Consider the following 24,410-nt stretch of genomic DNA (forward strand, 5'->3'; position numbering starts at 1 on the left):
CGAAGTGCAGGAGGGCAGATGATTCCGCGGACCGCACGCACGGTGCTGGGCCTGGCCACGGTCACGGTGCTGGCGAGCGCGTGCTCGCTGTCCGGCGGCAGCTCGGGCGGCGACGCCCAGCAGACCCCGACGGTCACACTCGTCACCCACGACTCGTTCGTCGCGCCGCAGGACGTGCTCGACGCGTTCCAGCGCCAGTCCGGGATCAAGCTCAAGATCCTCAAGTCGGGCGACGCGGGGGAGCTCACCAACAAGCTGGTGCTCACCAAGGCCAACCCGATCGGCGACGTCGCGTTCGGCGTGGACAACACGTTCGCCTCGCGAGCGCTGAACGAAGGCGTCTTCCAGGCGTACACGAGCCCCGAGGCCGACCGCGGGCCGCAGCGGTACTCGGTGGACCCACAGCACCGCCTGAGTGCCGTCGATGTCGGCGATGTCTGCGTCAACATCGACCCCGCGTACTTCGCGAGCAAGCACCTGCCGGAACCCAAGACGTACGACGACCTCGCCGACCCGAAGTACAAGGACCTCACCGTCGCCGAGAGCCCCGCCACGGCGTCGCCCGGGCTGGCGTTCCTGCTGGGCACCGTGGCGAAGTACGGCGAGCAGGGCTGGCACGACTACTGGGCCAAGCTCAAGGCCAACGGCGTCAAGGTCGACAGCGGCTGGGAAGAGGCCTACACGAAGGACTTCTCCGGCTCCTCGGGCAAGGGCCCGCGCCCGATCGTGGTCTCGTACGCGTCCTCGCCGGCCGCCGAGATCGGCGACGACGGCAAGCCGCGCACCAAGGCGCTGCTCGACACGTGCTTCCGTCAGATCGAGTACGCCGGCGTCCTCGCGAACACCAAGCAGGTCCCGCAGGCCCAGAAGGTGGTCGACTTCCTGCTCTCGCAGCAGTTCCAGTCGACGGTCGCGGCCAACATGTACGTCTACCCGGCCCGTGAGGGCGTCGACCTGCCCGCCGGCTGGGCCGCGGCCGCGCCGCTGCCGCAGGACCCCGCGACTCTGCCCGCCGACCAGATCCAGGCCGGCCGTGAGAAGTGGATCGGTGAATGGCGCTCGCTCATGGGCGCGTAACGCAGGCGCAGACCGCGCGCACGGCGGGCCTGGCGCTGCTCGGCCTGCTGCCCGTCGCGTTCCTGGTCGTGTTCTTCGCTTGGCCGGTCGTCGCGATCCTCGGCCGTGGCTTCTCGGCGGGTGGTGTGGACACGGTCCTGGCCGACGCGCAGACGTGGCAGCTCGCCGCGTTCACGCTGGTCAGCGCCGCCGCTTCGACGGTCGTCGCCGTGGTCGCGGGGCTGCCGGTGGCATACGTGCTCGCGCGCGTGAAGCTGCCCGGCGTCGGGCTGGCGCGCACGCTGGTGCTGGTGCCGTTCGTGCTGCCGACGGTGGTCGTCGGGCTCGCGTTCCGCGCGTTGTGGCCCGACGGCGGCGTGTTGCCGCTGGTCCTGGCGAACGCGTTTTTCAACGTCGCCGTGGTCGCCCGGACCGTGGCCGGGCTGTGGAGCCACCTCGACCCGCGGGCGACGGAGGCCGCCCGCGCGTTGGGTGCCTCGCCGTGGCGGGCCTTCCGCACGGTGACGTTGCCCGCGCTCGGCCCGGCCGTCGCGTCGGCCGCGGCGGTCGTGTTCCTGTTCTGCGCCACGAGTTTCGGCGTGGTGCTCATCCTCGGCGGCGGCCGCTACCGCACGCTCGAGACCGAGATCTACCTGCGCACGGTCGACCTGCTGGACCTCTCCGGAGCGGCCGCGCTGTCGCTCATCCAGTTCGCCGCCGTCCTCGCCGCGCTCGCACTCGGCGCGATCGCCCGAAAGCGCCGCGAGAACTCCGTGAAGCTCAAGCAGTCCACTCCTCGCCGGCCGAGAAAAGGCGAATGGTGGACGGTCGGTGCCGCCACGGTCGTGATCGCGCTGCTGATGACGCCGATCGTCGCGCTGCTGGTGGAGTCGGTGTCCACACCGGACGGGTGGAGCCTCGCCGGGTTCCACGCGCTCGCCGGCACCGGCACGGACGACGCGCTGCAGGTCAGCGGCTGGGTCGCCGCCAAGAACTCGCTCGCCGCGGCCACCGACGCGACGCTGTTCGCGATGACCGTCGGCGTGCTGGCCAGCGTGGTGCTCGTCGCCCTGCGCCGCGCACCTGGCCGCCTCGCCCGCGGCATGGGCGAGACGATGGACGCCGCCCTCATGCTGCCGCTCGGCGTCTCCGCCGTGACGGTCGGCTTCGGTTACCTCGTGACGCTCGACGCGCTGCCCGGCGACCTGCGCACGTCACCGCTGCTCGTGCCGCTCGCGCAGGCGCTGGTGATCATCCCGTTGGTCGTGCGGATGATCCTGCCGGTGCTGCGCGCCGTCGACTCGCGGCTGCGCCAGGCCGCGTCGACGCTCGGGGCGAGCCCGGCGCGCGTGTGGCGCGAGATCGACCTGCCGCTCACCGCGCGTTCGCTCGTCGCGGCCGCCGGGTTCGGCTACGTGGTGGCGCTCGGCGAGTTCGGCGCCACGAGCTTCCTCGCCCGGCCCGACGCGCCGACGTTGCCCGTGGCCGTCGCGACGCTCATCTCGCGCCCAGGCGAGCTCAACAACCAGATGGCGTATGCCGCGTGCGCGCTGCTCATGATCGTGACGGTGGCGGCCGTCGCGCTGATCGACCGGTTCGGCTCGGTTCGCGGGCACGGCACGGTGGGGGAGTTCTAGATGGCGCTCACAGTGCGGGACCTCACGGTCCACTACGGCTCGTTCGCCGCGGTGCGCGACGCGCGCCTCGACATCACCGACGGCGAAGTGCTGGCCCTGCTCGGCCCGTCCGGCTCCGGCAAGTCGACGCTGCTGCGCGCCATCACCGGCCTCGAGCCCATGACGTCCGGTTCCGTGAGCTGGGACGGCACCGACCTCGCCGCCGTGCCCGTGCACCGGCGCGGGTTCGGGCTGGTGTTCCAGGACGGCCAGCTCTTCCCGCACCGCGACGTCGCCGCGAACATCGCGTTCGGCCTGCGCATGCACGGGATCCCCAAAGCGAAACACCGGGCACGCGTCGAAGAGCTGCTGGAACTGGTGGGGCTCAAGGGGTTCGAACGCCGGCGCGTCACCGAGCTGTCGGGCGGCCAGGCCCAGCGTGTGGCGCTGGCCCGCGCTCTCGCGCCCGAACCGCGGCTGCTGCTGCTCGACGAACCGCTCTCCGGCCTCGACGCGGGGCTGCGTGAGCAGCTGGCCATCGACCTCGCGGACCTGTTGCGGCGCAGCAAGATCACCGCGCTGCTGGTCACCCATGATCAAGAAGAGGCGTTCACGCTCGCCGACCGCGTGGCCGTGCTCGACGCCGGTGAGATCCGGCAAGAGGGCGCCGTGCGGTCGGTGTGGCGCAACCCGGCCGACGACGACGTCGCGAAGTTCCTCGGCGCCACGTCGTTCGTCGACGGGGTGGCCGCGGGAGGGGTCGTGCACACCGATCTCGGTGAGGTCGTGCTCCCGGAGCCCGAAGACGGTCCGGTGCGGCTCGGTTTGCGGCCACACGCGTTGCGGGTGGCCGAAACCGGCGTGACCGGCGAGGTGACGGCCGCGGTGCACCGGCGGGAGCACCTCAGGCTGGTCGTGCGACTGTCCGAAAAGGACACCGTGGATGCCGTCGCCCCCGTCACGGCCGACTTGCGTGCGGGCGATCCCGTCCGGCTCGCACTGGACCCGGACGGGATCGCGATCGTCGGCTGAGACCCCTCGAACTCAGCCGTCTCGAGTGGCGAGCCGGCCGTAAGCCAGCGACAGCCCCACGATGATGTAACAAGCGGCCCGCAACGCACCTTCGGTGAGCATCGAGCCCGAGATCGGGTCGGCCAACACTTCGGTCGGGGCCTCACTCCAGTTGCGCGTGAGCAGGAACGGGTGCAGCCAGTCGAGCGAGGTCAGGAACCCGAGGATCGTGAACACGATGTCGCCGGCCAGCACCGACGCCACCACGAGCATCGGGTGTTCCGTCCAGCTCGACACGGCCAGCGCGACCGCGCCGACGGCCCACAGCTGCAGCACGATCCAGCCCGCCACGAGCAGGATCCGGCCCAGCGCCGCGCCGAGCGACAACGTCGTGCCCGACAGCGTGAACAGCGATCCGGTGCCGTTGATGATCAGCCCGGTCACCACGCCCGTGACGCACATGGCCAGTACCGCGACCACGCACACGACCGCCACGCCGATGGCCTTCACCACCAGCAGCCGGCCGCGGCTGACAGGCGCGACGAGCCACGCACGCAACGTGCCGTGGGCGGCTTCGCCGGCGAGCGCGTCGGCGCCGGCCATGGCCGAGGCCAGCGGCAGCAGCAGGGCCAGCGTCATCGTCAGCGCGGCGATGGGCAGCACCAACGCGTTGTTCACGGCCGACGCGAGCAGCGCCGCGTCGCCGTCGGCCGGGCCGCCGTCGGGCCCGCTGTCGCCGACGAGCGTGAGGCCGATGCCGATCACGATCGGCACCACGGCCAGCAGCCCGAGCACGGCCAGCGTGCGCGGGCGCCGGAAGATCCAGCGCAGCTCGGCCGCGACGAGCCGCGGCAGCGGCACCGTGTCGTGGCCCGTGCGGCTCACGGGTGCCGTGAGCGTCGCGGTAGTCATGCCGCCTCCGCGGAAGTGAGTACGTCGGCGGTGGTCATGCTTCCCCCTCGGATTCGGAGCCGACCGACCCGTCAGAGCCTTCGGTGAGCCGCGCGAACAGGTCCTCCAGCCCGGTTCGCGCGCGAGTCGCCTCATGCACCTCGACGCCGGCGCCCACGAGCACCTGCAGCACCCGCGGCGCGGGCGTGGCGGTGAGGTCCGCGCGGACGCCGTCGGGCGTGAGCCGCGCCCCGATCCGGTTCTCCCGCAACACTTCCACGGCGTGCTCCGCGTCGGGCGTGCGCACGAGCAGCGCCGCGTTGCCCGACTCCAACAGCTCGGCCAGCTCGCCCTGAGCCACGACCGTGCCCGACTGCAGCACGGCGACGTGGGTGCACGTCGCCTCCACCTCGGCGAGCAGGTGCGAAGACACGAGCACGGTGCAGCCGTCGGCGTGCAGCTCGCTGATGATGCGGCGGATCTCGCGCGTGCCGGCGGGGTCGAGGCCGTTGGTCGGCTCGTCGAGGATCACCATCCGGCGCGGCACGAGCAGCGCCGCGGCCAGCCCCAGCCGTTGCTTCATGCCGAGCGAATAGCCCTTGTAGCGGCGGCGCGCGGCGACCGTGAGGCCCACGCGTTCCAGCGCCCCGTCCACGGCGGCGGGGATCGCCCCCGACGCCAGCCGCGGCTCGGCGGCCGCGAAGCGCAGCAGGTTGTCGCGCCCGGACAGGAACGGGTGGAAGCCCGGGCCCTCCACGAGCGCGCCGACGTCGGGCAGCGCGTGCGGCGCGCCGTCGGGCATCGGCCGGCCGAGCAGCTCGACCTCGCCCTCGGTGGGCCGCACGAGGCCCAGCAGCATGCGGATCGTGGTCGTCTTGCCCGAGCCGTTGGGCCCGAGCATCCCGAGCACGGCCCCTTCGGGCACGTCGAGGTCGACGTGGTCCACCGCGACCGTGCCGCGGTAGACCTTGCGCAGCCCGCGCGTGCGCGCGGCGAGCGGGACCGCCGGGGCGGACACCTCCTGGGAGATGCCCGCCCCGGCTACCAGCGCACTGGTCGTGTCGGTCACTTCTGGCCCAGCGCCTCGTACAGCACCTGCTCCGGCACCGCACCGGCGGCGAACCGCCCGTCGTCGGTCAGCACCGCGCCGCCGACCTTGGTGGTGAACAGGTAGCCGCTGCCCCAGGTGCCGTTCACGCGCTTGGCGAAGCGGCTGAGCAGCTGCTGCGGGTCGACGTTGCGCCCCTCGGCCCCGGAGGCACCGGCCGGCTTCTTGCCGGACAGCGCGTCGGCCGGCACCTTGCCCGTGATGACGGTGTCCCAGCCGTCACCGACGAGCTTGGTGTCCTGCATGGCCTCGTCGGCCTTCGCCTTGGTCTGGTCGTCGACCTTCGCGGTCTTCTCCGTGACCTTGGCGCCCTGCGGCGGGGTGAAGGTGAACAGGTCGGCCGACTGCGGCGCGAACTTCACGTCGTCGAACGCCACCTGCAGCGCCGGCGCCGTGGTTCCGTTGCTCAGCACGGAAAGCCGCAGCGGCATGCGCGTCTGCGAGTCCACGGCCACGCGGATTTCGCGCAGCAACGTGCGTTCGGTCGGCTTCGGGGTGAAGACCAGCTCGTAGGCCGGGCGGTCGGCGACGTTCGCCGTGCCGTCTACGGAGACGGTGCTGTTCTCACGCACCTTGGCCAGCAGTTCCTTGGTCGCCGTGGCCGGGTCGGCCAGCTCGCCCGCGCCCATGTCGTGCTGGGTGGCGACGTCGGCCGGGATGGTCGTCTTCGTGGCCGAGTTGGTGCTGGAGTGGTAGTCCCACACGGTGGTGCCGTCGCGGACGATCGTCTCCTGCGATGCACCGTTGGTCAGCGAGATCTTGGCCTTGCCGGTGCCGTCGCTGAACACGTGCGCGGAGTCGACGTTCAGCGCGCTCATGCCCGGGACCGCGCCGCCGACCGCGCCCATGGCCGGCAGGCCGAGGTCGTTGCTCACGCTGACGGTGCCGTCGAACGGACCGGGGTTGGCCGTCATGACCGACTGCACGAGGTCTTCGGCGCTGATCGCCGGCAGCTTGGGCGCGTCTCCGGCCGAAGCCGGCATCGCGACCACCACGAGCCCCCCGACCCCCAGAGCGGTGCCGACGACGGCCGCGGTGATGGCCTTCTTCTTCGGATCCATGTCGTCTCTCCCTGTGTTTCCGAGCCCCAGTGTGCTCGGCTCCCGGAACCGACGCTTCCCTCTCGAGGCTGAGATACCCCTGAATGCTCGGCCTCCGCGGCTGAGATCGCGCTGAGAGCTCGCGCACGACCTGCGCAAACCGGCCATGATGAAACTCGTGAAACCTCGGGTGCTGGTGGTCGACGACGAGCCGGGCGTGCTCAAGGCGCTGCAACGCGGCCTGCGCGCGGAGGACATGGACGTGGTCACGGCGGCCGACGGGCCGTCCGGGCTGCGGCTGGCGCGCACCGGCGCGTTCGACGTGGTGCTGCTCGACATCATGCTGCCCGGTCTGTCCGGCTACCGCGTGCTGCAGCAGCTGCGCGCGGAGAACGTGACGACGCCGGTCCTGCTCGTGTCCGCCAAGGACGGCGAGATCGACCAGGCCGACGGGCTCGACCTCGGTGCCGACGGTTACCTCGTGAAGCCGTTCTCGTTCGTCGTGCTGGTCGCACAGGTGCGCGCGGTGCTGCGGCGCGCCGGGCCCGAAGCTTCGCGCGGCACGCTGCGGCTCGGCTCGCTTGAGGTGGACCGAGCGTTGCGGCAGGTGCGCTGGGACGGCACCGAGGTACCGCTGTCACCGCGGGAGTTCGGGCTGCTGGAGGTGCTCGTGAGCCGCGCCGGCACGGTCGTCACGAAGGACGAGCTGCTGCGCGCGGTCTGGGGCGAGGAGCAGGCCGTGACGCGCAACCTCGTCGAGGTCTACGTCGGTTACGTGCGGCGCAAGCTCGATGCGGTCGGCGCCGGCGCGCTGCTGCGGACCGTGCGCGGCCACGGCTACCTCGCGTCCGACGCGCAGCTGGACGAGGTCATGTGATCGGCACACCGTCCTGGTGGCGGGGCCGTTCGCTGCAGGTCCGGATCACGGTGCTGGCCACCACGATCACGCTGGCCTGCCTGCTCGGACTCGCCACGCTCGCCGCCAGCCGGCTCGAACCGCTGCTCGTCGACTCCGTGGACCACGAGCTCACGGCCGCGCTCGGACCCGCGTCGGCCTCGGTCGCGGCGGGCCGGCCGCCGGCGGGCGCGGACCCGGTTTCGGTGCGGGTGCTGGACATCTCGGGCGCGCCGGTCGACGGTCAGCCGCGGCCACCGTTGAGCGGCGACGCGATCGGGCAGCTCAAGGCGGGCGTGCCCGTGCAGACCGACGGCGACCGCTGGCGAGGCCAGGTCGTGAGCGGACCGGACGGCAGCCAGCGGCTGGTCGTCGCGGGCGCGGGCCTTGTCGGGTTCGCCGCGGCCGTGCACTCCGGTGGGTTGTGGCTGGTGATCGTCGCGCTGGTCGGCGCCGTGGTGGCGGGGCTCGCGACCTGGCTGCTGGTGCGCTTCGCGCTGCGGCCGGTGGCCCGGATGCGTGGCCTGGTGCGCTCGTTGCCGCCGGGTTCGCGGTTGCCGCTGCCGACTTCGCACGACGAGCTGCGCGCGCTCGCCGAGGAGTTCAACGCATTGCTCGCCCGACAAGAAGAAGTGAGCAGCCGGCTTCGCCGCTTCACCGGCGACGCGGCGCACGAGCTGCGTTCGCCCGTCGCGTCGATCCGCGTGCAGGCCGAGGTGGCCGTGACGAACCCGGATCCGGAGCTGGCACAGGAGACGCTCACGGACATCCTCGCCGAGGCCGAACGCCTGTCGGCCCTGCTCGGCGGCCTGCTGTCACTGGCCCGTTCCGACGCCGGCGAGGTGCCACCCGCCGAGCCGGTGGAGCTGGTCACGGAGGTGCGGGCGGCCGTGCACCGGCTGCCGGCCGGCGCGCCCCAGACGCGGGTGAGCGCCGCCGTCGCGCAGGCGTGGGCGCTGGCGACGCACTCGGAGGTGGAGCTGGTGCTCGACAACCTCCTGCGCAACGCCTGCCGCTACGCCACCGGCCAGATCGTGGTGTCCGTGCTCGCCTCGCGGTCGGATGTGCGCGTGGTGGTGGACGACGACGGGCCCGGCATCGCGCCCGAGCACCGCGCCAAGGTGTTCGACCGCTTCTACCGCGTGGCCGACGATCGCGCCCGCTCGTCCGGCGGAACCGGCCTGGGCCTGGCGATGGTCGCCGAAGCCGTGCGCCGGCGGGGCGGGCGCGTGCGCGTGGGGGAGTCACCGGACGGCGGTGCGCGCTTCGAGGTCAGGTGGCGCGCGGATCGGGCCGCGGCAACCGGGTGAACGCCGTGCGGGACACTGGGCCGATGGACGGGGTCATCGTCGGAGCGGCGCTGGTGCGTGACGGGAAGTTGCTCACTCAGCAGCGGGCGTGGCCGCCGCACCACGCGGGACAGTGGGAGTTGCCGGGCGGGCGCGTCGAAGAAGGCGAGACCGACTCGTACGCGCTGGCTCGCGAGTGCCAGGAGGAGCTCGACGTCGCCGTCACTGTGGGCGGGCGCGTCGGTGACGAGGTGCCGTTGCCGGGCGGGAAGGTGCTGCGCGTGTACTCCGCCGGGCTGATCTCCCCGGGCGACGAACCGCGGGCGGTCGAGCACACGGCCTTGCGCTGGGTCGGTCCGGACGAGCTCGACGACGTCGACTGGCTGCCGGCGGATCGCGGGCTGATCCCGGCGTTGCGCGCGTTGCTGATCGGCTGACTTTCACCCACGGCCGGGGCGGGTTTCCCTTGGGGTTCAAGGAAAACCCGCCCGAGCTCTTCAGCCGGCGCCGATGAGGCGCAGCGCCGAGGACAGCCGGTGGTCGCCGCGTTCGGCGGCGCGGATGGCGCCGGCCTTGCGGACGCGTTCGAGCTCCGCCGTGTCGGCGAGCAGGGCCATCGTGCCTTCACGAACCGGGCGCAGCTCTTCGATCACGGCGTCGGCGACGGCGTCCTTGAGCACTCCGTAGGACGGGTACTCGTCGGCCAGCCGGTTCGGATCGCGGCCGGTGCAGGCGGCGAGGATGTCCAGCAGGTTCGCGATGCCCGGCCGGCTTTCCGGCGCGTACGCGGGCACGGACCCGCCGTCGGTGCGCGCGCGACGGATCTTGCGGCGCACCTGGTCCGGCTCGTCGAGCACGAAGACCACGCCCGCGGCGTCGTGCGCGGACTTGGACATCTTGCGCGTCGGCTCGGCCAGGTCCTTCACGCGCGCGCCCGTGGGCGGCAGCACGGCCCGCGGCACGGTGAACACCTCGCCGTAGGTCGAGTTGAACCGCTTGGCCAGTGCGCGGGCGAGCTCCACGTGCTGGCTCTGGTCCTCGCCGACCGGCACGTCGGACGCGCCTTGCAGCAGGATGTCCGCGGCCATCAGCACGGGGTAGGTGAGCAGGCTCAGCCGGACGCCGGCCTGGCCTTTCGCCTTCTCCTTGAACTGGATCATCCGCGCGGCCTCGCCGTAGGAGCAGGTGCACTCGAGGATCCACGTCAGCGCGCCCAGCTCCTTCGCGATGTCGGACTGCACGAACACGCGCTCGGGGTCCACGCCGGTCGCCACCATCACGGCCAGCTGCTCCGTCGCCAGGGCGCGCAGCTTCGCGGGGTTGTGCGCGGTGGTCATCGCGTGCAGGTCCGAGACGAAGAACAGATCGTCCGGCTCGCTGTCGGACGCGAAGCGGCGCAACGCGCCTAGGTGGTTGCCGAGGTGCACATGGCCGGACGGGGTGATGCCGGATAACTGGACCACTGGGGTTCCTCTCCTGGGTGTGTGCCCCGGGAGGAGACCCGCCTGACAAGCGAGAAGGCCGCCCACCGGGGCGGCCTTCGCTGGAGTTCAGCGCAGAGCAACGGGGCCGCCGGAGGGCAGCCACCACTGGGTGCTGTGCGCGAACATGGTGAACACCTTAGAACACTTGCGGGTGCCGTGGCGCGGAACCGGGTTTACCGTCGAGACATGTTCGTCGTCTTGCTCACCTACACCGCGCCCATCGAGGAGATCGACCTGGCGCTGCCGGACCACGCCGAGTGGCTCGGCAAGCAGTACGACCACGGTCATTTCCTGGCCTCCGGCCGCCAGAACCCGCGCACGGGCGGCGTCATCATCACGCGCCCGATGGCTCGCGGGAAGCTCGACGCCATCCTGGCCACGGACCCCTTCGCGACGCAGCACCTCGCGCACTACGAGGTGATCGAGTTCTCACCGACGAAGACGGCACCCGAGTTGCGCCTGGTCAACGAGGCCGTGGCGCACTGATCAGGGTGTTCGGCGGCAGGAGATTTCGGTCACTCTGAATCGGGGCGAACGGGCCGTTGCGGGGAGAAGCCGGGCCGCGAACGGCGGGTGAAGCCTCTCGGAACACTTGCCGCTGGGAGCAAACGCTCAAGCCGCTTTCGCGAGGTCCGTTTTCGCCTTCTTCAACGCGAGCACCGGACACTTCTTGCACCTCGAGGACGACCGGCAGCACTTCTTCTTCACCTTGCCGGCCTTCATCAGCTTGCGGACGACCCCAGCAGGGGTGTCCGGCTGCTTCTTGTCCTTTTTGCCCACGGTGGGCTCCCACGTCCTCGGCGGCACTTCCTGAGGTTCAGGTTAGGTGAGCCTAACCGATCATGGGGCGTGGCGGTCCTCACACTTCGGCAACAGGTATCCTTATGAAGTCCGCGTGTGGCCAAAGCCGGTCACGATGCCGGTTGAGGTGGCGAAGCCGTTTTGGCAGAGGTCACCGCTCCGCCCGCGACGCGGCCACCCACCCGCCTTCGTAGTTCAGGAGTCTTCGCGTGCCCGCAGCCAGCGCCACCGCAGTCGAAACCGGCCGCGCGTCCGGCAAGACCCGGCCCGACCTGCGCAACGTCGCCATCGTCGCACACGTCGACCACGGCAAGACGACCCTGGTCGACGCCATGCTCAGGCAGTCCGGCGCCTTCGCCGAACGCGCCGAGCTCGTCGATCGCGTCATGGACTCCGGTGAGCTCGAACGCGAAAAGGGCATCACCATCCTCGCGAAGAACACCTCCATCCACCGCCAGACGCCCGACGGCCAGGTCACGATCAACGTGATCGACACCCCGGGCCACGCCGACTTCGGCGGCGAGGTCGAGCGCGGCCTGGCGATGGTCGACGGCGTGGTGCTGCTCGTCGACGCGAGCGAGGGCCCGCTGCCGCAGACCCGCTTCGTGCTCCGCAAGACCCTCGAGGCCGGCCTGCCGGTGATCCTGGTCGTGAACAAGACCGACCGCCCGGACGCCCGCATCTCCGAGGTCGTCGAGGAGACCCACGACCTGCTGCTCGAGCTCGCGAGCGACATCGAGGACGCCGACCACGACGCGATCCTCGACCTGCCCGTCGTCTATGCCTCCGCGCGCGCCGGCAAGGCCGGCCTCGAGCAGCCCGCCGACGGTGAGGTCCCCGACAGCGAGAACCTCGACCCGCTGTTCGACACGCTGCTCCAGCACGTGCCGCCGCCCGCGGCCGACCTCGACGCGCCGCTGCAGGCGCTGGTCACCAACCTCGACGCGTCCAACTTCCTCGGCCGCATCGCGCTGATCCGCATCCACGCCGGCAAGCTGCGCAAGGGCCAGACCGTGGCCTGGATGCGCGAGGACGGCTCGGTGCAGAACGTGCGTATCTCCGAGCTGCTCGTCACCGAGGCGCTCACCCGCGTGCCCGCCCTCGAAGCCAGCGCCGGCGAGCTCGTGGCCATCGCGGGTATCCCCGACATCACGATCGGCGACACGCTGGCCGACGCCGAGACCCCGGTGGCGCTGCCGCGGATCACCGTCGACGAGCCCGCGATCTCGATGACCATCGGCGTGAACACCTCGCCGCTGGCGGGGCGCAACGGCGGCGACAAGGTCACCGCGCGCCTGGTCAAGGCGCGTCTCGACCAGGAGCTGATCGGTAACGTCTCGATCCGCGTGCTGCCGACCGAGCGCCCCGACACCTGGGAGGTCCAGGGCCGTGGCGAGCTGGCGCTGGCCATCCTCGTCGAGCAGATGCGGCGCGAGGGCTTCGAGCTCACCGTCGGCAAGCCGCAGGTGGTCACCCGCGTCATCGACGGCAAGCTGCACGAGCCGTTCGAGCGCCTGTCGATCGACTCGCCGGAAGAGCACCTCGGTGCGATCACGCAGCTCCTGGCCTCGCGCAAGGGCCGCATGGAGCACATGGGCGGGCACGGTTCCGGCCGCCTGAAGCTCGAGTACGTGCTGCCGGCGCGTGGCCTCATCGGCTTCCGCACCGACTTCCTGACCGAGACCCGCGGCACCGGCATCGCGAACCACGTGTTCGAGGGTTACTTCCCGTGGGCGGGTGAGATCCGCACCCGTCACAGCGGCTCGTTGGTCGCCGACCGCACCGGCCCCGTCACCGCGTACGCGATGATCCAGCTGGCCGACCGCGGCACCTTCTTCGTCGAGCCGGGCGCCGAGGTGTACGAGGGCATGGTCGTGGGCGAGAACCCGCGCTTCGAGGACCTCGACATCAACATCACCAAGGAGAAGAAGCTGACCAACATGCGTCAGTCCTCCGCCGACGTGATGGAGACGCTGGCCCGCCCGCGCAAGATGGGCCTGGAAGAGGCCCTGGAGTTCTGCTCGGTCGACGAGTGCGTCGAGGTCGCGCCGGAGGTCGTCCGCGTCCGCAAGGTCACGCTGGACATCGGCACCCGCGCCAAGGAGCGTTCGCGCGCCAAGAGCCGCGAAAACGGCTGACGGTTTTTCTCGAAGGGCGCCTCTCCCCTCGCCGGGGCGGGGCGCCCTTCGGCGTTCACGGGCGGGTCGCGCGCCGGTCACGATGCCGCGCCGCTGATCACGAACGGGAACCAGGTGGGGTTCCCGCACGTCCACCGGTTGGCGGTATCCACTCCGGTGTCGGCCGGTCCGGCCGGATGTGGGAATCTCGGTGCCGAGCAGCCTCCGGCGTGGCAGCATGTCGGCTCGGACCGCGGGAAATCGGGAGGGTACGCGTGCGGATGGGACGCAAGGCGGCGCCGGTGCTGGCGCTCGCGGGGGCGCTCCTCGCCGCGTGCTCGAACACGCCACCGCCTCCGGTGGTGACCTCGGCGCCGACGTCGAGCACCCCAGCGCAGCCCACGGCGTCGCAGATCGTGGTGGGCGTCGACGACGTGGTGGGCGGCTACAACCCCCACACGCTCGCGGACTCGTCCACGGTCACTTCGGCGCTGTCGCAGCTGCTGTTGCCCTCGGTGTTCCGCCAGTCCGACGACGGCAAGCGCACGCTCGACAAGACGCTGATGACCTCGGCCGAGGTCGTGTCGCAGATGCCGTTCACGGTGAAGTACGAGATCCGCCCCGAGGCCTCCTGGTCCGACGGCGCGCCGATCGCCACCGAGGACTTCACCTACCTCGCCGACGCCATGAAGTCGCAGCCCGGCGTGATCGAGCCCGCCGGTTACCGGCTCATCAGCGACATCGAGTCGCGCGACGGTGGCAAGGGCGTCGAGGTCACCTTCAGCAAGCCGTACCCGGCCTGGCAGACGCTGTTCGACAACCTGCTCCCGCAGCACCTGCTGAAGGACTCACCGGGCGGCTGGCAGGCCGCGCTGGCCACGAGCTTCCCGGCCGTAGCGGGACCGTTCGCGATCAAGACCATCGACACCGCCCGCGGCGAGGTGACGCTGCAGCGCAACGACCGCTATTGGGACAAGCCCGCGGCCGTCGACACGCTGATCCTGCGCCGCTCCGACCCGTCGGGCATCGCGACCGCGCTGCGCAGCGGCAACGACCAGTTCTCCCTCACCCGCACCGACGCCAACGGCCTGCAGCTGCTCAACGACCTCGGCTCCGCCGTGAAGCTCACGACGCTGCCGCGGCCCATGGAGGCCACCGTCCTGCTGCGGCCCGTGAGCGCGGTGCTGTCGGACAAGCAGGTGCGCCAGGGCGTCGCGGCCCTGCTCGACCGCGGCAAGCTCATCACGGCGGGCGCCATGGGCGGCCCCGCCGCCGCGCTGAAGGCCGACGCGCAGGTCATCCCGCCCACCGGCGCCGGCTACGCGCCTACGATCCCGGCCGGGCCGCCCGCCACACCGGACCTGGCGAAGGCCGAGGGCTACTTCAAGGCCGCTGGCTACACCAAGGAAGCCGGCGTGTGGCGCAAGGGCACCAAGACGTTGTCGCTGGTCATCGCGTCGCCAGGCGAAGAGGAGCCCTACGCGTCGATCGCGAAGGAGCTCTCGGACGAGCTCATCGCGGGCGGCGTGCAGGTCAACACCATCAACCCCGAGCCGCGTGACCTGTTCTCGACGCTGCTCGCCATGCCCGTGCTCAACGGCCAGCAGCAGGCCGGCCCCGACGCCAACGGCAACGTCGGCGTCGACATCGCCGTGGTCGGGCAGCCCGTCGGCGGAGACCCGGCCACGGTGCTCGCGTCCACCTTCGGCTGCGCCCCCGACCAGGCCACGACGGACCCGACCAAGGCCGTCGTGCCCGCCAACTCGGCCGGCCTGTGCGACGAAAGCCGCCAGGCCTCGATCGACGCGGCCCTCACCGGCTCGACGACGCTGGCGGACGCGCTGAAGACACTGGAACCCGATCTCTGGTCGGCCAACGTGGTGATCCCGCTCTTCCAGGAAGCCGAGACCCTGGCCGTCGGCAAGGGCATCTCGGGCCTGACGCCGGGGCCGCCGATGCTGGGGCCCTTCGGCTCCGCGGTGAACTGGACGCGCGGCACGAGCTGAGTGGCCGCCGGTCAGCGCAGCCGGTCCGCGATCTGCTGGAGGCCTTGCCGGATCAGCTGCCCGTACTCGTCGTCGCCGAGCGCGCTGATCGTCGCTTGCGCTTCGCGCAGGTGCGCACGGGCTCGGTCGAGGTCGCCGAGCTTGCGGTGGCACTCGGCCAGATTGAGGTGCAACGACGGAGACAACCCGGCCGCAGACAGCGTCAGTCCGGCCTCCGCCATGCGGGCGTCGGTCAGCTGCCCGGCGGCCGCCAGCGCGCGCTCGTCCCAGAGCAGTTCCTGCCGAACGTCGTCCTGCACGTCGGCCATCGAGTGCGCGAGCGTGCACCGGTGCAGCGGATCCCCTTGCGTACCACCGATTTCGGCCCAGATCTCGGCGAACACCCGGCGTGCGCCCTCCCGGTCGCCGCTGTGACCGAGCTGCACGGCCTCGCCGATCCGGGTGAGCGTGGGGTCCGTGATCACGAGTTACTCCTTTGCCTCACAACGAAAACGCCCCGGCGCGCGCAAGCGGCACCGGGGCGTTTCTCGTCAAGACGGGCTCAGATCAACTGCAGGCTCTCCGCGAAGTGGCAAGCCGTCGGGTGGCCCTGGCCGTGGTCGACCAGCAGCGGCTCTTCGGTGCTGCACTTCTTGCGGCCCGCGTCGTCGATCTCGTTGGCGAACTTCGGGCAGCGGGTGCGGAAGCGGCAGCCCGAGGGCGGGTTCGCGGGGCTGGGCACGTCGCCGGTGATGACGATGCGCTGGCGGGTGCGTTCCTTGCGCGGGTCCGGCACCGGGATCGCCGAAATCAGCGCCTGGGTGTACGGGTGCGTCGGGCTGTTGAAGAGGTCCTCGGAGGCCGCGGTCTCCACGATCTTGCCGAGGTACATCACCGCGATGCGGTCGGACACGTGGCGCACGACCGACAAGTCGTGCGACACGAACAGGTAAGACAGCCCGAGTTCCGCCTGCAGGTCCTTCAGCAGGTTGAGAACACCGGCCTGGATCGACACGTCGAGCGCCGACACCGGCTCGTCGAGCACCAGCACCTTCGGCTTGAGCGCGAGCGCGCGGGCGATGCCGATGCGCTGGCGCTGGCCGCCAGAGAACTCGTGCGGGAAACGGTTGCCGTGCTCCGGGCGCAGGCCCACGGTCTTCATCAGGTCACGGACCTGCTGGCGGCCGCCGTTGTCGTAGAGGCCGTGGATGCGCAGCGGTTCGGCGATGATCTCGTTCACCGGCAGCCGCGGGTCCACCGACGCGTACGGGTCCTGGAACACGATCTGCATATCGCGGCGCAGGCGCTGCAGCTCGCGCTTCGACATCTTCGCCAGGTCGCGGCCTTCGTAGGTGACCTTGCCGTCGGTGAGCGGCTGCAGGGCCAGCGCGATGCGTGCGGTGGTCGACTTGCCGCAGCCCGACTCGCCGACGAGCGCGAGCGTCTCGTGCGGGTAGATGTCGAACGACACGCCCGACACGGCCTGAACCGCTCCCGTCGTGCGGCGGATGACTCCGCCGCCGCGGATCGGGAAGTGTTTGACCAGGTTCTGCGCGGAGAGGACGGGCGTCCGGGTCGCCGTAACCTCGCTCATCAGATCGTCTCCGTGTCGGTCGCGGCGTCGACGGTGACCGGGACGGCTGCCGTGTCGGCCGAAGTGGCGCTGAACAGCTCGGCCGGGTCGCGGCCGATGACCTGCTCGGTGAAGTGGCAGGCCGCGAACTGCGAGCCGGGGCCCGCCACCAGGGGCGGTTCCTCTTTGTCGCAGATGTCCTGCGAGATCGGGCACCGCGGGCTGAACGGGCAGCCCGGCGGCATGTTCGTGGTCGCGGGCGGCGAGCCGGTGATCGGCGTGAGGCGTTCGGTCTTCACGTCGAGCCGGGGCAGGCTGCCCAGCAGGCCCAGCGTGTACGGCATCCGCGGCGTGTAGAAGATCTCGTCGACGGTGCCGGACTCGACCACCTTGCCGGCGTACATCACGTGCACGCGGTCGGCCTGGCCGGCGATCACGCCGAGGTCGTGGGTGATGAGCACCATCGCCGCGCCCGTCTCCTTCTGCGCCGCTTGCAGCGCTTCGAGGATCTGGGCCTGCACGGTCACGTCGAGCGCCGTGGTGGGCTCGTCGGCGATGATGACGTCCGGGTTGTTGGCCATGGCGATCGCGATCACCACGCGCTGGCGCATACCACCGGACAGCTGGTGCGGGTACTCGTCCGCACGCTGCTTCGGGTTCGGGATGCGGACCAGGTCGAGCAGGTCGATCGCCTGCTTCTTGGCCACGTCCTTGCGCACGTTGTGGTGCGCGGTGATCGCCTCGGCGATCTGGTCGCCCACGGTGTACACGGGGTTCAGCGAGGTCATCGGGTCCTGGAAGACCATCGCGATGCCCTTGCCGCGGACCTTGTTGAGCTCCTTCTCGCTGGCCTTCAGCAGCTCGACGCCGCCGAAGCGGATGGAGCCGGAGATCCTGGCGGTGCGCGGCAGGAGACCCATCACGGCCATCGACGTCACGGACTTGCCGGAGCCGGACTCGCCGACGATCCCGAGCACCTCGCCGCGCTGCAGGTGGTAGCTCACGCCGCGCACGGCGTTGACCACGCCGTCGTCGGTCGGGAACTGGACGGTCAGGTCCTCCACCGTGAGGACGGGATCACCGCCGCTACCGTTGGAGCTGTACTCGGTCATGCGCGCACCTTCGTCTGCTGGGGGTCGAACGCGTCGCGCAGGCCGTCCCCGATGAAGTTGATCGTCAGCGCGATCAGGATGATGAACACGCCCGGGAAGTAGAACAGCCACGGGCGGGTGTCGACCGCGGTCTGCGCGGTGCTGACGAGCAGGCCGAGTGACGTGTCGGGCGAGGTCACGCCGAAACCGATGAACGACAGCGCGGTCTCGAGCAGGATGCCGATCGACACCAGGATCGTCAGGTTCACGATGATCGCGCCGAGGGCGTTGGGCACCAGGTGCCGGAAGATGATCCGCGCGTCACTCGCGCCGAGGGCCTTCGAGGCCTCCACGAACTCCTTCTCGCGCAAGGAAAGCACGACACCGCGGGCGACGCGGGACACGTAGGCCCAGTACAGGCCGGCGATGACCACCGCGATCAGCCACCACGTGCCACCCACCTGGTGGGCCAGCACCGCGGCCACCGCGAGCAGCGGCAGGGTGAGAATCAGGTCGGCGATGCGCATCAGGACCGTGTCGATCCAGCCGCGGTAGTACCCGGCGATCGAGCCCCAGATGGTGCCGACGACCGTCGCGAAGATCGCGATGAGCACGGAGATCTGCAACGAGATCTGCGTCCCGCGCATCACCTGGGCCAGCGTGTCGTGGCCGACGGCGTCGGTGCCGAACGGGTGCGTGCCCGACGGCGGCGCGGAGTTGTCCTCGGAGATGTAACCAGGGGTGAACTTCCACACGAGCGGGCCGATGTAGGCGAACAGGACGATCAGGATGAACACGACGAGGCTGATCATCGCCAGCCGGTGCTGCAGGAAGCGCTTGAAGACAACCTGGGCCTGGCTGCGTTCCTTGACCGTGAACTCGCGCTCGGGAACGGTGTCCCGCTGGGTCGCGACGTCGAGGCGAGAGTCCGCGCCGGTGGGCAGTTCTTCGGTCGTCGATTCGTCAGGCATAGCGGATCCTCGGGTCGAGCAGGCCGTAGAGCAGGTCGGCGATGAGGTTGAGCAGGATGATGAACGTGGCGGCGATGAGGAGCCACGCCTCCACGGCGTAGACGTCGCTCTGCTTGATCGCGGTCAGCAGGAACGTACCCGCGCCCTGCCATTGGAACACGGTCTCGGTCACCACGGCACCGCCGAGGATCGCGCCGATGTCCAGGGCCGTCACGGTCGTGAGCGGGATGAGCGCGTTGCGCAGCGCGTGGCGGCGGGTCACCGTCCAGCGGGGCAGGCCCTTCGCACGGGCCAGCCGCACGTAGTCCGAGTTGAGGACTTCGAGCATCGACGCGCGCTGGAAGCGGCTCCAGGCCGCGTAGCTCGTCAGCGCGAGCGAGATGGTCGGCAGGATCAAGTGGCCGGCGACGTCACCGAGCTGTGCCCCGAACCCGTCGGGTGTGATCACCGACGAGGAGCCGATCGTGTAGAAGATCTGGTCGCCCACCGAGGTGTTGATCCCGATGCCGATCTGCTTCAGCACGATGGCGAACCAGAACGACGGCATCGACAGGAACAGGAAGCCGAAGAAGGTCGCGGTGTAGTCGAACTTCGAGTACTGGCGGGCCGCGCTGATCACGCCGATGACCACGGCGAGGATCAGGGCCACGATCATGGCCAGCACGATCAGGCGCAGGGTCACGCCGAAGCGGACGAAGACCTCGTGGCCGATGTTCAGGTTCGACTGCACCGACGGGCCGAAGTCGCCGCTGAAGACACCGGTGATCCAGTGCCAGTACCGCTCGAAGATCGGCTGGTCGAGGTGCAGGCGGATCCGCTCGAGCTCGATCGTCTGCGGGGGTGGTGGCGGGTTTCTCTGGATCAGATAGCTCAACGGGTTGGCCGAGAGCGACACCATCACGAAGACGAGGAACGTCGACACGATGAGGATCGGCACCGAGACGAAGAGCCGGCGCAGTGCGAAGGCAAGCATGGAGGTCTTCCTGCTCTGGTGGTTCTGCCGCGGACCCGCCGCTTGTGGTGGCAGGGCCGGGGCGACGAGAGAGGCAAATCTGGAGTTCGGGATGAAGCGGACTTGACGGTTCGGACATGCGGTGAGGGGCCGGCTATGTGCCGGCCCCTCACCGGTCCTGCGCGAATCTACCCGCGAATCTACCGGGTGGTGATCACTTGCGGAGGCCCCACTCCGCCATGTTGTAGACCGGGGCGTCGAGCGTCGAGTTGTTGCGGATGTTCCCGATCTTGTCGGACGACGCGATGAAGGTCGGCTTCTGGTACAGCGGAAGCACGTACGCGTCGTCGGACATGATCTGATCGGCCTGGTTCAGCAGGTCCGTGGCCTTGGCCTGGTCGGTCTCGGCGTTGGCCTGGGCGATCAGGCTGTCGACCTGCGGGTTGGAGTACTTGCCGTAGTTGCTGCCCTGACCGGTGACCCAGTTCTGGACGGCGCCCGCGAACGGGAACGGCGAGGACACCCAGGCGAACACGATGATGTCGTAGTCGCCCTTGGTGGTGGTGTCACCGAGGTCGTCGGTCGGCGAGACGTTCACGGTGATGCCCAGCTGCTTGGCAGCCGCGGCGAACAGCTCGCACTCGTCCTGGCGGATCTGGTTGCCGACGGTGTAGCGGATGCGGTACGGGCCGACGTTCTTGCCCGACGGGTCCTGCAGCTGCGTGCCGTTGAGCTTGTAACCGGCGTCCGTGAGCAGCTTCTTGGCCTTGTCGATGTCACCAGTGCCCTGACCGGTCGACGACACGACGTCCTTGAAGCCCGACTGCTGCGGCATGAAGTTGTGGTTGTTCAGCGGCTCGACCTTGTTGGTGAACTGGCCGACCGTCTTCGCGATCATGTCCTTGCGGTTGATCGCCGTGAACATCGCCTGACGCAGCGCCTTGTTGTCGAGACCCGGCGACTTCAGGTTGAAGTCGAAGTGCTCCCAGGTCAGGCCGAGGCCGATGTAGGAGGAGATGTTCGGCATGTTCTTGACCTGGTTCACGAGGTCGACCTGCGGCTGCGGGTAGATGACCTGGACCTCGTTGTTCTGCAGAGCGGTCGGCTCCTGCGTGGCGTCGGTGATGACGCGGAAGATCACGCTCGACAGCAGCGGCTTGGTGCCCCAGTACTTGTCGTTCGGAACCTCGGTCACCGACTGGTTGTTCACGAACTTCGAGATCTTGAACGGGCCGCCGGACCAGGTCGGGACGGTGTCGCCGAACCACTTGTACGACGAGGCGAGGCCGGCCGGGGTGGCGGTGTCACCGTGCTGGGCTGCCAGGTGCGCCGGGTACATCGCGCCCGAAGAGCTCCACAGCTGGCGCCAGTCGGTGAACGGCTTGGAGAAGGTGGCGGTCACCGTCTTGCCGTTGTCCGAGCCGACGACCGAGGAGACCTGGTCGTAACCGGAGGTCGAGGCCGGGGCGCAGTCGGGGCAGTCCTTGCCGTTCTGGACCTTCCAGTTGTAGATGAAGTCGTCGGCAGACAGCGGGGTGCCGTCGTCCCAGGACGCCTTCGGGTTGAGCTTGTAGACGACCACCTGCGGGTTGGTGCTGGTGACGTCCGCGGACTCCACGAAGTCCTTGTTCAGGACCGGCTTGAGGTCCGGCGTCGCGTAGAAGGTGTAGGGCAGGATGCCCTTGGTGACCATGCCCGTTTCGAAAACGTTGCCCTCGGCCGAGGTCACGTTCCAGTTCGGGATGTTCTTCTCGATGGCGTACGTGACGTCGCCGCCCTGCTGCAGCTGGTCAGCCTGGACCGAGTTGCAGCTGTTCGGGTTCTTGTCGCAGTCGGCGAATGCCTGCCCGGTCTGCACCGCGCTGTTGCCGCCGCCGCCACCGCCACACGCGGAGAGCAGAAGGGCCGCACCCGCGACGAAGGCACCGAGCTTCGCGGCGCGCGACCTTGTCGTCACTAACATTCATTCTCCTTGCTCGACGCCGTCGCGGGTTTGCGAGGCGACCTCTTCCTGACCGCAAGCTTCGATGTAATCGAGTTAGCTCACCGTAGTCGTGCAACCTAGGCAGTGGACAGCCGTCAAAACCATCGATCCGGACACTCTGAGTGAGATCGTGATGGAACAGCAATCTCGTCTTGCCTATCTCCACCTCGGGTTCTGCGGTTGATCGACTACTCACGGTAGCTAATCTTCGATCATCGCAGTCCTCGTTCGGGGACGGCCACGGCTAGGTGGGTCATTCGGCTCGGGGGACAATAACCGACGCCATCCTCTTTGTGGACCCCGCGAATGGACTAGTCGCACAGCCGTGACAAACCGGAAGTGACAAGGAATTAACCTGATCTCGTGAACGGTGGCGACCGTTTACCGGAGTGCGGGCCGGAGGGCGTGTCCCGCCCTTTCCGAGGCGGTCCCGCGGGGTGGGCGGAACCCCTGCCGCGGAACGTTCCGGGATCGGGAACGGCGGGGCCCCGGCCCCGCGGCCGGAGTTCATTAACCTGGTGGCGTGATCCGAAAGCTCCTGCTCGTCCACGCGCACCCCGACGACGAGACCATCACGACCGGCGGCGCCATCGCCCGGTACGCCGCCGAGGGCGCCGAGGTCTCGGTGGTCACGTGCACTCTCGGCGAGGAAGGCGAGATCGTGCCGCCGCGGCTGGCGCTGCTGGCCTCGGACGCCGCGGACCAGCTCGGCGGCTACCGCTCGGGCGAGCTCGCGGCCGCCTGCGCCGCCCTCGGCGTGACGCGCCACGAGTACCTCGGCGGGATGGGCCGCTGGCGTGACTCGGGCATGGCGGGCACGCCGGCGGCCGAGCACCCACGCACGTTCGCCGGCGGCAGCCTCGACGAGCAGGCCGCCCAGCTGGCCGAGCTGCTCGACGAGGTGGCGCCCCAGGTCGTGGTCACCTACGACTCCTTCGGCGGCTACGGCCACCCCGACCACATCCGCGCCCACGACGTCACCATGGCGGCGGCACCGCGCGCGACCTCGGTCGAGCGCGTCTTCCACGTGGTGCACTCCCGGGCCGCGGTCGACGCGGGGCTCGCGCGGCTGCGCGCGAATGGCGGCTCACCCTTCCGGGTACCCGAAGACGACGAGCTCCCCGGCACCGCGGATGAGAAGGTCACGACCGTGCTCGACACCTCGGCCCACCTCGCGGCGAAGATCGCGGCCCTGCGCGCCCACGAGACGCAGCTGACGGTCGTCGACGGAGAGATCGTGCACTTCGCCCTCACCAACGACATCGCGCAGCCGATCCCGCCCGCCGAGTACTTCGTGCTCGCCCACGGCGACGCGGCCGGCGCGGACACCGACCTGTTCGGAGGGCTGTGACGTGCCGGCCCCGTTGAGCCGCGATCAGCGCCTGATGCTGGTGGTGCTGTGCCTGGACGCGCTGCTGCTGGCGTTGCTCGAAGTGTTCTTCCTGCCGCTGCGCGTCGGCACGCTCGGGGAGGTGCCGCTGCCGCTGACGGTGCTCGTCGGCGCGGTCGCCACGCCGTGGCTGGTGCTGACGGCCGCGAAGCTCGTGCGCCCGGGGTTGTCGTGGGTGCCGCTCGTGGTGTGGGTGGTCGTGGTGTTCGTAATCGGCTTGGCCGGACCCGGCGGCGATCTCGTGCTCGTTCAGGACTGGCGGGCGATCCTGCTGCTCGGCGCAAGCGCCGTGCCGGCGGCGCTCGTGCTCGGCGGCGGGCTCGGCCGCGCGGCCTCGGCGAAGGGCAAGCTCCGTGGCTGAGCCCATTTCGGACCGTCAGGTCGTGGCGGTGCTGCGCCCGTTCGTCCGGGCCTGCGCGCCGATGCTCGACGCGCTGCGCGAGTCGGACCCGTTCGGCCTGCGGGCGCGGGCCCGCAAGACCGAGGCGGCCGAGGAGTTCGGCGACGACGGCTTCAAAGAGAAGGTGCTCGGCGCGGTCACGTCGGTGAAGGTCCCCGGCACCGCCGCGTGGGCCCGCATGGACATCGACGAGCGCTGCGGCTGGTGGGTCAACCGTGTCGGCCGGTTCACGGCGGCGCTCACCTCGATCCCGGGCCTCGGCGGCGCGCTCGCCGACCGGCTGCCGGTGCAGGACACGCTCGGCGCCGCGTCGCAGGGGCTGCTGCTGTGCGCGATCGCGGGGGAGTACGGCGTGACCGACGTCGGCAGCCGGGTGCGGCTGATCGCGTCGGTGCTGTTCGAGCGAGACCTCGACCCGGTGCTCGCCGCGGGCAAGCCGGCCGACGAGTCCGCAGAGGACAGTGCGGCCGCGCAGCTCACCGAAGAACTGACGGAATCCGAACGCGCCCACGGCAAGGTGACGGTGAAGGCCGTCGCCGGGACACTGTGGCGGCTCGGCCGATCACTGTGGGGGATCACCGACGAGCTGGAGAAGCGCCCGCGTGGCCGCTTCTACCACCGGGCCCTCGGGCTGATCCCGGTGGTCGGCGCGGCGGGCGACTACCTCGGCGAGCGCTGGGGGCTCAAGCAGATCTGGAAGCGCGCGCACGGGTGGCTGATGACCAACTCGCACTGGGCTTCTTTCTCTTGAGCTCA

The 24,410-nt window shown here is 70.2% G+C and carries 23 protein-coding genes; 12 read left to right on the forward strand and 11 right to left on the reverse strand.

From position 1 onward, the window contains the following. Positions 1 to 18: 18 nt before the first annotated feature. The 3 genes from ABZU76_RS03060 to ABZU76_RS03070 are packed head-to-tail and all read left to right on the forward strand — an operon-like array spanning position 19 to position 3,704. Entirely contained in the window at positions 19 to 1,077 is a 1,059-nt protein-coding gene (locus ABZU76_RS03060; protein WP_354864483.1) for a thiamine ABC transporter substrate-binding protein, read from the forward strand. Further along, positions 1,053 to 2,693 (forward strand): iron ABC transporter permease, encoded by a 1,641-nt coding sequence (locus ABZU76_RS03065; protein ID WP_354864485.1) that lies wholly within the window; start codon positions 1,053 to 1,055, stop codon positions 2,691 to 2,693. The genes ABZU76_RS03060 and ABZU76_RS03065 overlap by 25 nt, the downstream gene beginning before the upstream one ends. Then, a complete protein-coding gene (locus tag ABZU76_RS03070) occupies positions 2,694 to 3,704 on the forward strand; it encodes an ABC transporter ATP-binding protein (RefSeq protein ID WP_354864487.1) in 1,011 nt (336 codons plus the stop codon). It abuts the gene before it with no gap. Between the two features lie 12 nt (positions 3,705 to 3,716). Here ABZU76_RS03070 and ABZU76_RS03075 read toward each other — a convergent pair whose 3' ends face one another. Genes ABZU76_RS03075 through ABZU76_RS03085 form a run of 3 tightly spaced genes read right to left on the reverse strand, consistent with a single transcriptional unit; the run spans position 3,717 to position 6,743 of the window. Beyond that, a complete protein-coding gene (locus ABZU76_RS03075) occupies positions 3,717 to 4,595 on the reverse strand; it encodes an ABC transporter permease subunit (protein WP_354864489.1) in 879 nt (292 codons plus the stop codon). A 34-nt stretch (positions 4,596 to 4,629) separates the two neighbouring features. Continuing rightward, complete coding sequence (locus tag ABZU76_RS03080) at positions 4,630 to 5,643, reverse strand: ABC transporter ATP-binding protein (protein WP_220244069.1); 1,014 nt, start codon at positions 5,641 to 5,643, stop codon at positions 4,630 to 4,632. Continuing rightward, entirely contained in the window at positions 5,640 to 6,743 is a 1,104-nt protein-coding gene (locus tag ABZU76_RS03085) for an outer membrane lipoprotein carrier protein LolA (protein WP_354864491.1), read from the reverse strand. The genes ABZU76_RS03080 and ABZU76_RS03085 overlap by 4 nt, the downstream gene beginning before the upstream one ends. 145 nt (positions 6,744 to 6,888) lie before the next feature. On the opposite strand from ABZU76_RS03085, the gene ABZU76_RS03090 reads away from it, so the two are divergent. From ABZU76_RS03090 to ABZU76_RS03100, 3 genes are read left to right on the forward strand one after another with little or no spacing between them, the layout of a single operon-like run. Continuing rightward, complete coding sequence (locus ABZU76_RS03090) at positions 6,889 to 7,599, forward strand: response regulator transcription factor (protein WP_354864493.1); 711 nt, start codon at positions 6,889 to 6,891, stop codon at positions 7,597 to 7,599. Next, positions 7,596 to 8,927: an ATP-binding protein gene (locus ABZU76_RS03095; RefSeq protein ID WP_354864495.1), complete on the forward strand. Its 1,332-nt coding sequence runs from the start codon at positions 7,596 to 7,598 to the stop codon at positions 8,925 to 8,927. Before ABZU76_RS03090 ends, ABZU76_RS03095 begins: the two co-directional genes overlap by 4 nt. A 23-nt stretch (positions 8,928 to 8,950) precedes the next feature. Further along, positions 8,951 to 9,343: a (deoxy)nucleoside triphosphate pyrophosphohydrolase gene (locus tag ABZU76_RS03100; protein WP_354864497.1), complete on the forward strand. Its 393-nt coding sequence runs from the start codon at positions 8,951 to 8,953 to the stop codon at positions 9,341 to 9,343. Between the two features lie 60 nt (positions 9,344 to 9,403). On the opposite strand, the gene trpS is transcribed toward ABZU76_RS03100, so the two are convergent. After that, a complete protein-coding gene (gene trpS, locus ABZU76_RS03105; RefSeq protein ID WP_354864499.1) occupies positions 9,404 to 10,369 on the reverse strand; it encodes a tryptophan--tRNA ligase in 966 nt (321 codons plus the stop codon). A gap of 207 nt (positions 10,370 to 10,576) precedes the next feature. Here trpS and ABZU76_RS03110 point away from each other — a divergent pair, with 207 nt between their 5' ends. Next, positions 10,577 to 10,876 (forward strand): YciI family protein, encoded by a 300-nt coding sequence (locus ABZU76_RS03110; RefSeq protein WP_220244063.1) that lies wholly within the window; start codon positions 10,577 to 10,579, stop codon positions 10,874 to 10,876. A gap of 126 nt (positions 10,877 to 11,002) precedes the next feature. Here ABZU76_RS03110 and ABZU76_RS03115 read toward each other — a convergent pair whose 3' ends face one another. Next, a complete protein-coding gene (locus tag ABZU76_RS03115; protein ID WP_220247896.1) occupies positions 11,003 to 11,170 on the reverse strand; it encodes a hypothetical protein in 168 nt (55 codons plus the stop codon). A gap of 230 nt (positions 11,171 to 11,400) precedes the next feature. Here ABZU76_RS03115 and typA point away from each other — a divergent pair, with 230 nt between their 5' ends. Both typA and ABZU76_RS03125 read left to right on the forward strand, forming a co-directional pair. Further along, positions 11,401 to 13,329 carry a translational GTPase TypA gene (gene typA / locus ABZU76_RS03120; protein ID WP_220244062.1) on the forward strand — a complete coding sequence of 643 codons (1,929 nt, stop codon included), beginning with the start codon at positions 11,401 to 11,403 and terminating at the stop codon, positions 13,327 to 13,329. Between the two features lie 260 nt (positions 13,330 to 13,589). Next, positions 13,590 to 15,314: an ABC transporter family substrate-binding protein gene (locus tag ABZU76_RS03125; protein ID WP_354864756.1), complete on the forward strand. Its 1,725-nt coding sequence runs from the start codon at positions 13,590 to 13,592 to the stop codon at positions 15,312 to 15,314. An 11-nt stretch (positions 15,315 to 15,325) separates the two neighbouring features. On the opposite strand, the gene ABZU76_RS03130 is transcribed toward ABZU76_RS03125, so the two are convergent. The 6 genes from ABZU76_RS03130 to ABZU76_RS03155 form a co-directional block, all read right to left on the reverse strand. Further along, a complete protein-coding gene (locus ABZU76_RS03130) occupies positions 15,326 to 15,778 on the reverse strand; it encodes a hypothetical protein (RefSeq protein WP_354864501.1) in 453 nt (150 codons plus the stop codon). A gap of 77 nt (positions 15,779 to 15,855) precedes the next feature. Continuing rightward, positions 15,856 to 16,887, reverse strand: coding sequence for an oligopeptide/dipeptide ABC transporter ATP-binding protein (locus ABZU76_RS03135; protein ID WP_354864502.1), 1,032 nt, complete (start codon positions 16,885 to 16,887; stop codon positions 15,856 to 15,858). Then, entirely contained in the window at positions 16,887 to 17,978 is a 1,092-nt protein-coding gene (locus ABZU76_RS03140; protein WP_354864503.1) for an ABC transporter ATP-binding protein, read from the reverse strand. Before ABZU76_RS03140 ends, ABZU76_RS03135 begins: the two co-directional genes overlap by 1 nt. Continuing rightward, complete coding sequence (locus ABZU76_RS03145) at positions 17,975 to 18,928, reverse strand: ABC transporter permease (protein WP_354864504.1); 954 nt, start codon at positions 18,926 to 18,928, stop codon at positions 17,975 to 17,977. Before ABZU76_RS03145 ends, ABZU76_RS03140 begins: the two co-directional genes overlap by 4 nt. Next, a complete protein-coding gene (locus ABZU76_RS03150) occupies positions 18,921 to 19,901 on the reverse strand; it encodes an ABC transporter permease (protein WP_354864505.1) in 981 nt (326 codons plus the stop codon). The genes ABZU76_RS03145 and ABZU76_RS03150 overlap by 8 nt, the downstream gene beginning before the upstream one ends. Before the next feature lie 193 nt (positions 19,902 to 20,094). Next, positions 20,095 to 21,843 carry an ABC transporter family substrate-binding protein gene (locus tag ABZU76_RS03155; protein WP_354864507.1) on the reverse strand — a complete coding sequence of 583 codons (1,749 nt, stop codon included), beginning with the start codon at positions 21,841 to 21,843 and terminating at the stop codon, positions 20,095 to 20,097. A gap of 544 nt (positions 21,844 to 22,387) precedes the next feature. On the opposite strand from ABZU76_RS03155, the gene mshB reads away from it, so the two are divergent. Genes mshB through ABZU76_RS03170 form a run of 3 tightly spaced genes read left to right on the forward strand, consistent with a single transcriptional unit; the run spans position 22,388 to position 24,405 of the window. Next, complete coding sequence (gene mshB / locus ABZU76_RS03160) at positions 22,388 to 23,215, forward strand: N-acetyl-1-D-myo-inositol-2-amino-2-deoxy-alpha-D-glucopyranoside deacetylase (protein ID WP_354864509.1); 828 nt, start codon at positions 22,388 to 22,390, stop codon at positions 23,213 to 23,215. A gap of 34 nt (positions 23,216 to 23,249) precedes the next feature. After that, a complete protein-coding gene (locus ABZU76_RS03165; protein ID WP_354864758.1) occupies positions 23,250 to 23,615 on the forward strand; it encodes a hypothetical protein in 366 nt (121 codons plus the stop codon). After that, on the forward strand, positions 23,608 to 24,405 hold the full coding sequence (locus tag ABZU76_RS03170) for a hypothetical protein (protein WP_354864511.1): 798 nt from the start codon (positions 23,608 to 23,610) through the stop codon (positions 24,403 to 24,405). Before ABZU76_RS03165 ends, ABZU76_RS03170 begins: the two co-directional genes overlap by 8 nt. The last annotated feature ends 5 nt before the right edge of the window (positions 24,406 to 24,410 follow it).

This window comes from Amycolatopsis sp. NPDC005232 (assembly GCF_040607795.1).
Taxonomy (GTDB): Bacteria; Actinomycetota; Actinomycetes; order Mycobacteriales; family Pseudonocardiaceae; genus Amycolatopsis.